This is a genomic window from Paenibacillus sinopodophylli (genome assembly GCF_005930355.1).
Taxonomy (GTDB): domain Bacteria; phylum Bacillota; class Bacilli; order Paenibacillales; family Paenibacillaceae; genus Pristimantibacillus; species Pristimantibacillus sinopodophylli.
In genome coordinates, this window is the sequence record NZ_VDBO01000013.1 from 20,960 (window position 1) to 35,447 (window position 14,488).

The 14,488-nt window shown below is 43.6% G+C and carries 13 protein-coding genes; 10 read left to right on the forward strand and 3 right to left on the reverse strand.

All coding sequences use genetic code 11. The annotated features are described in order from the left end of the window. Positions 1-42 precede the first annotated feature (42 nt). From FGT79_RS25690 to FGT79_RS25705, 4 genes are all read left to right on the forward strand, one after another. Positions 43-1,161, forward strand: coding sequence for a sensor histidine kinase (locus FGT79_RS25690; protein ID WP_138755802.1), 1,119 nt, complete (start codon positions 43-45; stop codon positions 1,159-1,161). Positions 1,162-1,188: 27 nt separating this feature from the next. After that, entirely contained in the window at positions 1,189-1,788 is a 600-nt protein-coding gene (locus tag FGT79_RS25695) for a response regulator transcription factor (protein ID WP_138755697.1), read from the forward strand. Between the two features lie 143 nt (positions 1,789-1,931). Beyond that, complete coding sequence (locus tag FGT79_RS25700) at positions 1,932-3,374, forward strand: nicotinate phosphoribosyltransferase (RefSeq protein ID WP_138755698.1); 1,443 nt, start codon at positions 1,932-1,934, stop codon at positions 3,372-3,374. 184 nt (positions 3,375-3,558) lie between these two features. Next, a complete protein-coding gene (locus FGT79_RS25705; protein WP_138755699.1) occupies positions 3,559-4,587 on the forward strand; it encodes an S-layer homology domain-containing protein in 1,029 nt (342 codons plus the stop codon). Positions 4,588-4,764: 177 nt separating this feature from the next. Here FGT79_RS25705 and FGT79_RS25710 read toward each other — a convergent pair whose 3' ends face one another. Together FGT79_RS25710 and FGT79_RS25715 are read right to left on the reverse strand one after the other, a co-directional pair. Further along, on the reverse strand, positions 4,765-5,652 hold the full coding sequence (locus FGT79_RS25710; protein ID WP_138755700.1) for a tetratricopeptide repeat protein: 888 nt from the start codon (positions 5,650-5,652) through the stop codon (positions 4,765-4,767). Positions 5,653-5,670: 18 nt separating this feature from the next. Then, positions 5,671-6,636 (reverse strand): ATP-binding protein, encoded by a 966-nt coding sequence (locus tag FGT79_RS25715; protein ID WP_138755701.1) that lies wholly within the window; start codon positions 6,634-6,636, stop codon positions 5,671-5,673. 202 nt (positions 6,637-6,838) lie between these two features. Between FGT79_RS25715 and FGT79_RS25720 the strand changes: the two genes are divergently transcribed. The 5 genes from FGT79_RS25720 (at position 6,839) to FGT79_RS25740 (ending at position 11,926) form a co-directional block, all read left to right on the forward strand. Further along, positions 6,839-7,636, forward strand: a complete 798-nt coding sequence (locus FGT79_RS25720; protein WP_138755702.1) for an alpha/beta hydrolase — start codon at positions 6,839-6,841, stop codon at positions 7,634-7,636. Between the two features lie 225 nt (positions 7,637-7,861). After that, positions 7,862-8,230: a GntR family transcriptional regulator gene (locus FGT79_RS25725; protein ID WP_138755703.1), complete on the forward strand. Its 369-nt coding sequence runs from the start codon at positions 7,862-7,864 to the stop codon at positions 8,228-8,230. Further along, positions 8,227-9,108, forward strand: coding sequence for an ATP-binding cassette domain-containing protein (locus tag FGT79_RS25730; protein WP_138755704.1), 882 nt, complete (start codon positions 8,227-8,229; stop codon positions 9,106-9,108). Before FGT79_RS25725 ends, FGT79_RS25730 begins: the two co-directional genes overlap by 4 nt. Next, complete coding sequence (locus FGT79_RS25735; protein ID WP_138755705.1) at positions 9,105-9,851, forward strand: hypothetical protein; 747 nt, start codon at positions 9,105-9,107, stop codon at positions 9,849-9,851. Before FGT79_RS25730 ends, FGT79_RS25735 begins: the two co-directional genes overlap by 4 nt. 173 nt (positions 9,852-10,024) lie before the next feature. Further along, positions 10,025-11,926, forward strand: a complete 1,902-nt coding sequence (locus FGT79_RS25740) for a sensor histidine kinase (RefSeq protein ID WP_138755706.1) — start codon at positions 10,025-10,027, stop codon at positions 11,924-11,926. Between the two features lie 47 nt (positions 11,927-11,973). Here the strand turns inward: FGT79_RS25740 and FGT79_RS25745 are convergent, their stop codons facing one another. Continuing rightward, entirely contained in the window at positions 11,974-12,216 is a 243-nt protein-coding gene (locus tag FGT79_RS25745) for an NHLP leader peptide family RiPP precursor (protein WP_246096626.1), read from the reverse strand. 338 nt (positions 12,217-12,554) lie between these two features. Between FGT79_RS25745 and FGT79_RS25750 the strand changes: the two genes are divergently transcribed. Beyond that, positions 12,555-14,465, forward strand: a complete 1,911-nt coding sequence (locus tag FGT79_RS25750) for a sensor histidine kinase (RefSeq protein ID WP_138755708.1) — start codon at positions 12,555-12,557, stop codon at positions 14,463-14,465. The last annotated feature ends 23 nt before the right edge of the window (positions 14,466-14,488 follow it).

Genomic DNA, 14,488 nt, shown 5'->3' on the forward strand with positions numbered 1-14,488 from the left:
CATTGCAACCCTACTCGGGCTTATGAAAAAGGATGAACGATGATGAACAAATGGTATCAAATCTTTCATAAAAACACAGGATTAAGTCCTTACGTTTGGGTCGTTTTCTGTATTTTGCCTTTTTATTTTATTTTCCGTTCATCAACTCCTTATCAAGCTGTTTCAGGCATCATTATGATTATTTTGTTTTTTATATGCTACCGGCTTTCCTTTGTATCCAAAGGCTGGCTCGTGTATTTCTGGACGAGCGTGCAAATTGTCATATCGATTGCCATGACTTTGTTGTTCAGCTACGTTTATTTTTCGATTTTTTTAGCCTTTTTTATCGGTAATATTCAGAATAGGGCTGGATTTTTCACGCTGTATGCGATTCATATCGTCAGCACGTTCATAACTGTCAATTATGGCTTCGCCACACAAAATACGTTGTTTTTCACGCAGTTTCCGTTTATTCTTATTAGCTTGATTGTCGTTATTCTGCTCCCCTTCAACACGTACAGTAAAAACAAGCAAGGCCTGCTTGAAGGCAAGCTTGAGGATGCGAACAAGCGAATTTCTGAGCTTGTGAAGCTTGAGGAGAGACAGCGGATCGCACGTGATCTACATGATACGCTTGGTCAGAAGCTTTCTTTGATTGGATTGAAGAGTGATTTGGCTGGGAAGTTGATGCTCAAAAATCCCGCTCAAGCCCAGGCCGAAATCAACGATGTTCGCCAGACGGCGAGAACAGCTCTTAAGGAAGTACGGGAAATGGTTACGCAGATGCGAGGCACAAGAATTGAGGACGAAATGTTCCGAATCAAACAGATTCTGAAAGCGGCTGAAATCGAATTTGAATTCGAAGGGGACATCAAGCTGGGCACAACGGATTTGTTGACCGAGAACGTTCTGAGCATGTGCTTGAAGGAAGCTGTTACGAATGTCGTCAAGCATAGCGAAGCATCTACATGCACCGTAACGATTCAGTCTTCGCGTACGGAGCTGCTTCTGATAGTGAAGGATGATGGGGTAGGCATTCCTGAGTCGGCTCGTAATTATGGAGGGCATGGACTTCAAGGCATGAAGGAGCGCTTGGAGTTTGTGAACGGCAGCTTGGATATTTTGAACGAAGATGGAGCAACACTGGTCATCAAGGTACCTAACGTAATTAAACAAATCTAATTCATTGCGAGAGAGGGGATTGAGGGTATGATAAGAATCGTCATTGCTGAGGATCAACGCATGCTGCTAGGCGCCCTCGCTTCATTGCTTGATTTGGAAGAGGATATGAAGGTTGTCGGGAAAGCGAGTAATGGGGAGGATGCTGTCAGTTTAGTCCATCAGCATAAACCGGATATTTGCATCATGGATATTGAGATGCCGGCGAAGACGGGGCTTGATGCTGCGGAAGAGCTGAAGGGGAAGGACTGCAAGGTAATCATTCTGACCACCTTTGCAAGATCTGGCTACTTTGAACGTGCGCTCAAAGCGGGAGTGAGCGGCTACTTGCTGAAGGACAGCCCGAGCGAAGAACTGGCTGATGCGATTCGCAGTGTTATGGCTGGACGTCGTATCTTCGCATCCGAGCTCGTTGACGAAGCCTATGGCCAAGAGAACCCGTTAACCGAGCGTGAGAAGGAAGTACTCGTTCTCGTAGCGGATGGCAAGAATACGAAGGAAATTGCGAGTGAGCTGTTTATTACAACGGGAACGGTACGGAACTATATATCGGTTATTCTTGACAAGCTTGATGTCAGTAACCGCATTGAGGCGATTACCCGCTTCAAGGAGAAGGGCTGGTTCAAATAATTGGGAGCCTTATCGGCTGATCCATTGCGCTATTGAGAGGAGCTATCCAAACTCAACGGCGCTATTTTTGTTTGTACATATGTATAAGAGTGAAAGGTATGGGTAATGGAGAGAGTAAGTTTACAAAGAAGGGAGTTAACGGGATGAGCGATACGAATTTGACACTACATACGGATAAATATCAAATTAATATGATGTACGCGCATTGGCTGCAGGGCAGCATGAATGATAAAGCGGTATTCGAGGCATATTTCCGCAAGCTGCCCTTCGGCAATGGGTTCGCTGTATTTGCTGGGCTGGAGAGGATCGTATCTTATGTCCGAGCACTGAAATTCGGAGAAGAAGAAATTGCCTATCTGCGTACTCAAGAGGAAAATTACAAGGAAGCATTTCTTGAAGAACTGAGGCAATTCCGCTTCACGGGCAACCTCTTTGCAGTTGAAGAAGGAACGCTGGTCTTTGCGAATGAGCCGCTGCTCTGTGTTGAGGCACGCGTATTCGAAGCTCAATTAGTAGAAACGGCAATCCTAAATATGATGAACTATCAGACGCTAATTGCGACCAAGGCTGCACGTATTAAGCAAGTTGCGGGCGATGATATCCTGCTGGAGTTCGGCACAAGGCGTGCGCAAGAAGTAGATGCTGCTATTTGGGGGGCGAGAGCTTCCTATATTGCGGGTTTTCATGCGACATCCAATATGCGTGCAGGAATGCTGTTCGGCATACCGGCCAAAGGCACGCATGCCCATTCTTGGGTGCAGGGACATGACTCGGAGGAAGAGGCTTTCCGTGCTTATGCAGAATCACTGCCGGATCAAGTGACCTTGCTCGTAGATACCTATAATACGCTGAGAAGCGGCGTTCCAAATGCCATAAAGATAGCCCGTGAGTTAGAGAAGCAAGGCAAGCGAATGAATGGAATACGACTCGATAGCGGCGATCTGGCGTATCTGTCGCAGATTGCAAGGAAAATGCTGGATGAAGCAGGCTTTCCCGATGTGCAAATCGTAGCCTCTAATGATCTGGATGAGAGCATTATATCCAATCTGAAGTCGCAAGGAGCAAGAATTGACGTGTGGGGCGTTGGTACTCAGCTCATAACGGCAGCAGACCAGCCTTCGCTGGGCGGTGTATACAAGCTGGTAGCACGCGAGAAAAACGGAAGCTATGAGCCTGTTATCAAAATATCGGCCAACCCGGAGAAGGTATCTACGCCGGGTTTCAAGTCGCTCTACCGTATCGTTAATAAGGATACAGGAAAAGCAGAAGCCGATTATATCACATTGAAGGATGAACAGCAGATCGGCAGGGGTAATCGAATTAAACTATTTGACCCCGTTCATCCTTATATTCATAAATATATTGAGCGTTACGAGGCAATACCTCTCTTGAAGCCGATATTCAGCGGCGGTGATCTCGTATATGAGCTGCCAAGTTTGGAGCGAATCAGGCGCTATCACCTGGAGCAATTCGAGCTGTTCTGGCCTCAATATTTGCGTAAGCTGAATGCGGAGGCTTATCGGGTTAATTTGAGCGAGGCAGTATGGGAATTGAAGAGGGATCTTATTCAGCAGCATCAGCTGTAAGAGCTTAGGTGTGAAGGAAATATTGTATAAGTGAGAGCGAAGGGGCTATCCGTGGTCATCGATGATGATTTGCGGGTAGTTTCTTTGTTGTGAATACGTTTATATTGTTCTGAGAAAAGGAATTAACACATGTAGTGTGGAATGCTTATGAGTTAACAATTATACAACACGTGGAGGTAAGGGAATGAGAAGAAATAAGAAAGTATTATTATTTTGGATGGCTGTCTGTTTAATGGCATTGTCATTTGCGATTCCGGCTGCAGCAGCAGAAGTATCAGAGGATAAGTATACGCATTCGGTATCCAAAAGCTTAGGTGAAGTGGATGAGGTCATCACATTTGAAGATTTAGGTGAGCTCTATGAGGACATGGATGTGACCTCTACTCTTGTACCAGATAAAGCCATACTTACATTTACGGCGAAAGCAAAGACTAGCGCAGTCGTATTAGGCTATAGCTTAGAGAATGGGATACTTGTATCTGAGTCTCTTCCTTGGACAATAAAAGGAAAAAAACAGCTAGTGAATAGTTTTGCTCCTAATACAACGGGAACGGTAACGTTTGAATATGGCCTGCCTTATTATGAGTTGTACATAGCGGATGAGGAAACAGGCAATCAAACCAGTTATTTTTTCAAAATCGACAAGGGCAATGTATCGGGTGACCAGCCAGATGCATGGGCGAAAACGGAGGTAGAAGCAGCTATAGCGGGCGGTCTCGTTCCGGAGGGTCTGCAAAGCTACTATAAGCAACAGATTACACGCGCGGACTTCGCGAAGCTTATCGTCAATTTGCTCGAGGTGACAACAGGCAAAACCATTGATGCGATTCTCGAAGAGAACGAAGTTAGCTTGAGCGATAACCCTTTCGCAGATACGACCATCAAGCAAGTCATCGCGGCTAATCTTATGGGAATTGTTAATGGTAAAGGTAATGGGATATTCGATCCGTACGGCAGTATCACAAGGCAGGAAGCGGCTGTCATGTTAACGAATACGGTTGATGTGTTCGGCTTTGACATTACAGGCGATCCGTCTACTTTCGCGGACAGCAAGGCAATCGCCAGCTGGGCTAAGCCAAGTGTGGATTTTGTATTCACTTATGGCGTTATGAATGGCACGGGCAATAACAATTTCAGTCCAAAAGGCACATACACGCGCCAGCAAGCATTCACAACAATTTTGCGTTTGAGTGATTTGATGAGTGAGGAATAGAGAAGGTTAAGGATATGAAAAAGACGCTTCCGCGGTCTGATGAGACTGCGAGCGTCTTTTTCTTTGTGCAAATATAAGCATTTATAAGATTGTTAGCTTATAAAGGGCTTATATTTCTCGGACTGAAACGCGCTGCGCTGTCAAAGAATAGCGACAGCCGTTTCACCTTGGTTGTAGCTATTTCCGGAATTGCCATCCGAATATTCGAACATGAACCATTAATCGTGTAATCCAATAGACAGCGTAATAGAGAACGATAAAGGCAATGACAAGCGGTCTAAATATGATCCAAAGCCCAATCCATATGAGCAGCACCTGCCAAGGCTTCATCCGTTTCGCTAAACTGCTAGGATACAGAAGGATTCGGTAAAGCTTGTAAGTCTTCTGTAGGCCCTCCATGTATTCCTTGCGAATTTGCTGATCATCGGGGTCCAGTCGTATAGCATTCTTCAACATAAGCAGATACTCATCATAATCATTCCGTCTCTCAGCAGACCATGCAAGGTACAGATAGACAAGATCAGACTCAACCTCAAGGCGGAGCGCATGACTTGCAAGCAGTCTGGACTCGACGAAATTACGTACCAATGCCTCATTATAGCTTAAATTGGCGAGATACAGAGCATTCTCAGGAGAGAGCTCAAGCGCCTTCAGCAATAATTCGCGGGCCTCTTCGTATTTGCTTGTCTTATTGTAAATATTAGCGAGCAAGAAAAAATAATGAGGCTCGTAAGGATCAATTCGCTGTCCCTCAGTGATAGCCTCCAAAGCAGACTTCCAACGCTCCATCGTGTAGTAGGTGTTGCTTCGGACGAACCACGCTAACTGATTCTCAGGATCATGCCTAAGTGCTTCACTTGCCCAGTGTAGCGCCTGATCGTATTGATCTTGATAGAGGCATATATGCGCAAGCAGCGCGTGTGCGTCCGGATCCTCCGGCGCATCCTGAATAAGTGAAACAGCGGACCTTCTTGCTTCATCCAGCTTCTTCCACTCTATCAGCTGCTGTATTTCCTGGTAACGCCTATTCTGATACTCTTCATCCCATTCATTCATAGCAGTCATGTCCTCGCTCTATCGTCATTATTTCATCCCGTTTTGTTTCATATAATCCAGAACAATCTGATAGTCTTGATTGACATCGCTAAACGTGGCATAGTTTTTGGCTGTCGCGAACCAATCAAGGGTGGTCGCTTTGCGGTGCTTGCTCGCTTTCTTCAGGTCATCCTGTGTGATAGGTTGAATCTCTCCCGTGTCCAGCGTACGCTCCAGCGCACACTCTACGGCATCTTTGACGATCTGCTCTAAGTCAGCTCCTGAGAAATGCTTCGTTTCCCTCGAGATTTTGCTCAAATCGAGAGTGGATAGCGGTTTTCCAGCAAGCTTAAGCTGCAGGATGACGGCCCGCTCAGCCTCCTCCGGTGGCGGCACAAAGATCATATGATTAAATCGACCTGGCCTGCGAAGTGCAGAATCGAGGTACCAAGGTGTATTGGTTGCACCGATTACGAACACCTGATCATTGAAGGTACGAAGTCCATCGAGCTCCATTAGAAGCTGATTGACGAGAATACGGTCATGATGCTGGCGCATTTGGTTACGGCTTCCACCCATCGCATCGAGCTCATCGATGAAGATAACACAAGGCTTGTTCTCACGAGCTTTCTCAAATATATCATGCAAATTGTTCTCGCTTTGTCCTACGTACATGCCAAGAATGGCTTGCAGCTCGATATGCATGAAGTTAGCATCAATTTCACCTGCGACTGCCCGCGCGAGGAAGGTTTTGCCGCATCCCGGAGGACCGTATAGCAAGAGGCTGCCGCCTGCTTCCTTGCCATAGGCAGCGAAAAGCTCGGGTTGCTTAAGCGGCAGAATGAAATTCATGCGTATTTTTTTCTTAACGTCTTCTAGACCGCCTACATCAGCGAAATTTTCTTCCGGCTTCTCGGATTCTATTAGATCCTTGCCGTTATTATCGAAACGAAGCACCTTCAGCTTATTGCGGCGACGATTAGCAAGATCGTCGTGGTCATTATAATCCGACATGGTCATCATCCTTATAGAAACAAATTTGTTATTAGTGTACCAAATTTATGCTGAATGCGGGGTGTTTTTATGAATGTTAGTGAGGCAGGGGAAAAGACTGCTTTTGCTAGAACGGCTGCTTTTGGCGTATGATGGACATTCATGCTAGCAACATAGAAGTTCGGCAGTGGATGCCATTGCTGGAAGAAGAGGGAGTGCGGATATGAGTCAACAATCACAGGCTTTGCAGGGACCTAAGCAGCATAGGAACCGAAAACGTATGATTTGGGCGGTGGCTGCCCTGCTGGTAATGGTATTATTGCTTGCGGTTATTTACCAGATGATGCTGTATACGCCAAGCGATGCTGCCAAGGCAGCTATGAAAACCGATGATCAGGTTGAGGTCAGTATTGGACAAGCAGGATATCGTTTTGAACCTAAAGCAGGCGGGGCACTACTTGCCGAGCCGAATGTTATTCTATACCCCGGCGGCTTGGTTGATCCGAAAAGCTATGCCCCGCTCGCGCGTGAGCTGGCAGAGGCAGGTCACCGCGTATATATTGCAAGCATGCCGCTTCATTTGGCGTTCACAGGGCAGAATAAAGCGGATGCATTTATCGCAGAGCATCCGAGTGAGAGCTATGTGATAGGTGGACATTCGCTTGGCGGCGTATTTGCAGCTCGCTATGCGGCCGAACACATCGAGGAAATAGATGGCGTGTATTTTCTAGCTGCGTATGCTGATGAGAAAGGAAATTTAGCTGATGCTGACTTCCCTATTCTGCAAATTACCGGTTCGAATGATGGCGTTCTGAACTGGGAAGCTTGGAGCGAAGGGAAGAAATTTATGCCTAGCCAGACAGAGTATGTAACAGTCGAGGGTGGAAACCATGGGCAGTTTGGCTCTTATGGCTCTCAAAAGGGAGATAAGCAGGCAAGCATTAAGCCTGAGGAACAGCTGGAACGTGTAAGCAGTGCGATTATCGGTTGGATGAAAGGAATACAAGGCAGCAAATCCTAAAGAGGAGGCTGCTGCTATATAGACGGACGCATCGCTTCTCCAGCATTGAATATAAACAGGGAAAGCTGCTTTCAGGAGAATAGAATCTCCTGAGGGCAGTTTTTTTGCGTTGTTTATTACTGAATGGGGCGTATGTACATTTAACAAATGGGCTTGACATTCCTTTTCATACGTTATATGGTTAGTTACATAAGTAATGAACCACATAAGTAAAGAGGTGATTTCTTGTTTGATGATCGTAGTCCCATATACCAGCAAATAGCTGACAAAATTAAAGACGATATCGTGAGAGGCTTACTGCAAGAGGACGAACAGGTTATGTCAACGAATCAATTTGCGGCATTCTACCGGATTAATCCTGCAACGGCAGCGAAAGGCTTTCATTTATTGACGGAGGAAGGCATTCTATACAAGAAAAGAGGAATTGGCATGTTTGTAAGCGGTGAAGCGAGGCAATCGCTGATACAGAATCGGAGAGAGCGTTTTTTCGAAGAAGTTGTTGACCAGATGCTTGCTGAGGCGGACAAAATCGGCGTGCCGATCTCCGAAATTATTGGGAGAATTGAAAAGGCGAACAGGAGGAATGAAGCATGACACTAGGTATCGAGGTGAAATCCTTACAGCTCAATTATGGTTCTTTTCGCGCGATTAAGGATGTGAGCTTCACACTTGCAGGCGGCAAGATCTATGGTCTGCTTGGTCGGAACGGATCTGGTAAAACGAGCTTGCTCTCTATCTTAGCCTCTTTTCGTGAGCAAACGAGCGGTGTAGTCGCAATTGGCGGGGAAGCGCCGTTCGAGAACGCCAAAATCATGGAGCAGGTATGCTTCATTCAAGAAAGCGGCTATATGCAGGACAGTACATCGGTAGCTGATGTATTGAGGCTATCGGAGAGCTGCTGGCCGAATTGGGATCGGGAATATGCAGCGCGCTTAATCCAATTATATGAACTGCCGCTGAAAAAACGTTTATCGGCGCTCTCACGGGGAATGAAATCTGCACTAGGGGTTACGGTCGGCCTTGCCAGTCGTGCTCCCGTAACGATATTTGATGAGGCATACCTAGGGATGGATGCGCCGTCGCGATATGCTTTCTATGAGGAGCTGCTGCAGGATTACATGGAAACGCCGCGTACGTTCATATTATCGACGCACTTGATCGAGGAAATAGGGACGTTGTTTGAGGAGGTACTCATACTTGATCAAGGGCATCTCATTATGCATGAAGAAACAGATGCTCTTAGGTCACGCGGAGCTACCATTACTGGACCTGATGAGGTTGTGGATCGGCTTACTGAAGGATTGACAGTGTTAGGCGAACAGCAATTGGGCAGAACCAAATCGGTTACGGTATTCGGTGAACTGACAAAGGAGCAGCGTAAGCTTGCGCTTGCGGAGGGGATCGAGCTAGGCCCTGTGTCTCTTCAGGATTTGTTCGTACATTTGACGAAGAGAAGAGGGGATGGACAATGACAAGGAAGAGAAGGCATCCTGCTCATAATGTAACCCATCAGCTGCTATTCACATACCGCTGGACGTTTATTGTGTATTGGATTGTTTTTATAGCCATTTTTATCGGTATTGCAGTTGTGTTAAATCATCTTGCGCCAAGTAAAGAAGCTATGGATTCGCAAAGCGTGTGGGAAGGTGCAGCCAACTCGCCCAAAGTCTTTCTTATGGTCATAGGAATTTTGCTTACACCATTATCATTAGCAAGCTTTGTTTCGAGCGGTGTTACAAGAAAACATTTTATAATGGGTATTGGGTTTTTCATGATGGTGATGTCTGCTATATTCGCTTTCGTTATGGTTGCCGGATATCCAATTGAACAAATGATTTACGACAAGAATGGCTGGTCGCTTGCGCTCAATAATCCTCATATCTTCACTTCCTCTGATCAGCTGATCGGCATCTTTTTCGAATATTTCTTTTTGTTCTTCGCTTATTTCGGTAGCGGCTGGATGATCGGCTCCGGCTTTACGCGCTTTCAATGGCAGATTGGCATCATCATCTCCGTCGTCGCCTTATTGCCTGCAATGGCAATGGAAGTAGTCTTGTCCTCTGATTGGATGGGCAGCCTTATGCAATCGGTGTTCGAGGTTGAGCGCAGTCCGCTTGCTGCAGTTATTGTGCTTGCGATAATCGTAATGGCGAGTATCATTGGATTAAATTATTTGCTTATCCGACGGGTCGCGATTAAGAAAAAAGTTGTTTAACCCTATGCAAATAGGCTGTCTTCCGTTATTTTGATTAACGGAGGGCAGCTTTTTTTTTGGAAATTAGTTAAAATTGCTTACTATTTATTTGTATACGCGCTAAAATAGAACTAGGAGAATGATCGAAGTTTGTCGAAATAAAGCGTATTTTATTTTAATTATTGAGGTGCTGCATGAAGGCATTACATAGATGGATCGCCCCCCTTATACTCATTGTGCTAACGCTCTCATTGATCTTATCAACAACGACTAAGGTGCAGGCATATGAGCAATCAAACAGCATATCTCACTGGGAAATGATGTGGGACGAGGATTCCGTCCCTAACATTGAAGAAGCGGACGGCGCTCACGGGACTGGTGAGTGGCAGGCGTTTACATTCGAAGACGCATTGCCTGTGAAGCCTGCTCATATTCGTGCAGCATGGCTTCGATTCAAGCTGCCTGAGTTTGATTTGGCTAGGCCAGCTATTTCTATTACGAAGCTGACGGCCAAGGATGTTATGGTTTTTATGGACAGGGAAATGGTTTATGAATCCAAGAGAAACTACCCATTTAATAAAAATGAGATTTTATTATCGCTAAGTGAAGCGGAATCGGGGAAGATGGTATATCTTTATTTGCAAACGGATTCTGATTGGCTTGGCCTAAAGCAACAGCCACAGATTGGCGAGGGGCAAGCACTAAGCAAAGTTTTTATGAAGAAAGAAATTTATGATGTTATTCTTGGGGCGATTCTGCTGTTTGTCTCTCTCTCATTGCTGTTATGTTTTGTATTTTTGAATAGATCCTATTTGAGTGGTTTGAGTTCACTTAGCATAGTTATTTTGTCGGTAAGTTTAATGATTTTATCGTTATCGCCCTATTTGCACGCGACGCATAGCGATTATGGAAGAGCCATGTATTTTTTATTCGATATAGGCTCGAATTTGTTAATGCCTTCTCTATTTTTCTTTTTTGAGAAAATTTTCGGTGCTGGACCATGGAAGCTCATTACCCGCTTCAGAAAGTTTCAGGTTGTCGTTTCAGTTATTTCGATATCATGGTTGTTATTGTCTTTAACTTCAAACGACATACTAAATGTGTATACGTCAGCTACTATCTTTACTTTTGGTGGAACTATTATTGTTGGAAATGGATTGTTGCTCGTTATGCTGGTCCGGTTTTGTCTGCAAAGAAATAAAAATGCGATTATTATGACAACAGGATTCGGTATATTCGCTGCAATCAGCGTAGCGGAAGTCATTTGGTATTTCATAAGCGATATGAACTACGAGATGATTTTTTGGAAATGGGGTATTCTAAGCTTCCTTGTTTCTTTGTTATTCATATTGGCAAGAAGAATTATTGAAAGCTACGATCAGGTATTGGAATATTCTCAGCAGCTAGAGGTATTCAATAATGAGCTTCAACGTTCAGAGAAAATGGAGATCATTAGTCAGTTGGCTGCTTCTGTTGCACATGAGGTTCGCAACCCGCTGCAGGTTACGCGAGGGTTTCTGCAGGTTCTCGGGGATGGCTCGAGGAATGACAAGGAAAAAGGCTTTATGAAGCTAGCGATTGAGGAGCTTGACCGGGCTTCGGAAATTATTACTGATTTTCTAATGTTTGCTAAGCCAGAGCTTGAGCAGACTAGCATTCTTAATACAGCAGATGAAATATTGAAAATTCAAGCGATACTCGTACCGTTGGCTAATATGCAGGGCGGCGTAATTCAAGTTGAATTAGCATCTGGTTTATATGTGCACGGTAACTCTTCTAAGTTTAAACAAGCGCTTATTAACATCATAAAGAACAGTATTGAATCGATAAATAAAGATGGGATTATTGCCATAAGAGCTTATCTGAAGGATAACCGCCACGTCGTCATATGTATAAAAGATAATGGCGAGGGGATGAGCAAACACGAGGTGAACAAGCTAGGAGAGCCTTATTACTCCCAGAAAACGAAAGGAACCGGTTTAGGCTTAATGGTCACCTTCCGGATCATTGAGGTTATGAAAGGCACGATTATCTTTACAAGTGAAAAAGGAGTTGGGACAGAAGCTATTATTCAGTTCCCTCTCGCTAAAAAATAGCGCTGACTGCTCAAGCGAGCAGTCAAGCGCTATTCCTCTTTCTATGTTTATTGCCAAGCTGATAGTTGTGAATCGTCTTCGCTGCGTATGTCTGATGGATTTTGCGGAAGCACCAAATAGTACTTGCTTGCCGTTTCTTCTACTACTTCTACCTCGATTGAATCTGGTACATCAACGCCGAAAGCTTCTTTTACTGCTGTTTTTGGGTCTGCGATAAGTTGTTTCTTGAATTCAGCATCTTCCCAAGCTTTTTGTACGATTTGCTCTTGCAACGTTTGCTTCACGGTCACATTGATCATCCTCTCGAATATGTATAAGTCTTTCTTCCTAATTGTAACAGGGAATTTCGACATAATCTATATGAAAATCTTATTTTCGACATATAATAGATACTATAGATCCTTTTATTTTCTATATTGATGTGAAAAATGGTCTTAAAGGCCTTGTTATAAGTGGTTTTTTTATATATGTTGCCGATATACTAAAATTGGATGATAATAATCATGAAGGATCAAATTTCTACAAGTTAATATAATTGGAAAAAAAGGAAACGTCAGAAGGTGCTAAATCGAAGATTGTCGAAATACTGTAAAGTAGAGAGATTATATTATTATCATTGAGGTGTCCGATGAAGGGGTTCAATAGACTTATAGTTCTATTCTTGGTTTTATTGTTTTCAGTTTCTCAATTCGGGTTAACTACCTCTTATGCTTTATCTAATAAGCCTGCTGTTTTCATTGAAGAGTGGGAAATGATGTGGGATTATGATGAAAACTCTGGTCTTCAGGAAGCGCGATCCAACCATTCAGATAATCGTTGGTTTAAGTTGTCCACTGGAGATAAGCTTCCCGAAGAGCCTGTTGATGTGACAGCAGCATGGCTGCGATTCAAAATACCGCCCTTTGAACTAGCGAGACCAGCTCTTTCAATAAGCAATTTAAATGGAAATAAATTAACCATCTATATCAAAGAACAAATTGTATTCGAGTCGCATCGTATGTATACGAATAACACAAATCAAATCATTGTCCCGCTGCAATATGAAGAATCTAGCCAAATGGTGTATATAAAGATAAATCGTAAAATAAAACCATTAGGTCTACAGGGCGCAATCATGTTGGGAGAATACCAACAAATTGAAAAAGAGAACATGAAAAATGGCATAGGCGATATTATTTTAGGAGTCGCACTCTCATTTATAGGCGCGGCTATGCTTGTTAGTTTATTATTTATTAGAAAGACACAATTTACAGCTGTGAATTCTTTGGCTTATATCATATTGTCGATCGGAATAATGATATTAACGTCTACCCCTTATTTGGATCATCTGTATCCTGAATTCGGGATAATCACCTATCATTTATTCGATATTTCGTCTACATTCCTGATGCCTGCTGTTTTTATATTCCTAGAGAAAGTATTCGGGAAAGGTCCTTACAGACTCATTACACGTTTTAGAAAAATCCAGGTAGGTTTTGCTGTAATTAATATATTGTTCTTTATCGCAGGCTTTCAATTCACAAATATTAGAGAATGGTACTCGTTCTATGGCACTGTAGTTTTTACGCTATTACTATTAACCAGTAATTTTCTTCTTATTATTTTGCTTATCATGTACTGTAAGCAGAAAAATAAAGAGGCAATCATTTTAGGAGCGGGGTTTGGTTTGTTTACTTTTATTGGAATCATGGAACTATCATGGTTTTACTATATGAAAATGAATTACAATATGTTCATTTGGAAGTGGGGAGTACTTTGTTTTCTATGCTCACTTGTTATTATTCTCATTCGCCGCAGTCTGCATAATTATGAGCAAATTATTACATATTCTAAACAGGTCGAGATTTTCAATAATGAGCTTCAACGCGCTGAGAAAATGGATATTATTAGCCAGCTGGCTGCATCGGTTGCACATGAGGTGAGGAATCCACTACAGGTAACAAGAGGATTTCTTCAGATAATAGGTGGGAAGGCTGTTGCCGAAAAGGATAAAGCATTTATGCTAATGGCAATCGAGGAGCTCGACCGCGCCTCGGAGATTATTACAGATTTCCTTACATTCGCGAAGCCGCAGATAGAGAATACGACGATACTGAACATCGGGGAAGAGCTGCAGCAAATTGAAGGTATACTTATACCTCTTGCAACCATGCAGGGTGGAGTTATTACAGTGGATCTGGCTGAGGGACTTTGTGTGCGCGGTAACTCATCTAAATTTAAACAAGCGCTTATAAATATTATTAAAAATAGTATAGAAGCACTGGGGCAAAACGGTGCCATTCATATTCAGGCTTATAAGAATCAAAAAAATAATAGTGTAGTTATCCGAATTAGGGATAACGGTGAAGGAATGAACGAACTGGATTTGAAAAGGTTAGGAGAGCCCTATTATTCTCAAAAGTCAAAAGGAACTGGCTTAGGGCTGATGGTTACATTCCGAATCATAGAAGTTATGGGAGGAATCTTGAAATTCAGCAGCAAGAAAGGGTTTGGTACGGAAGCAACGATTATCTTCCCCTATGAGGAGAAAACGCCCTAACTGCGAATGCAGTGGGCGTTTTT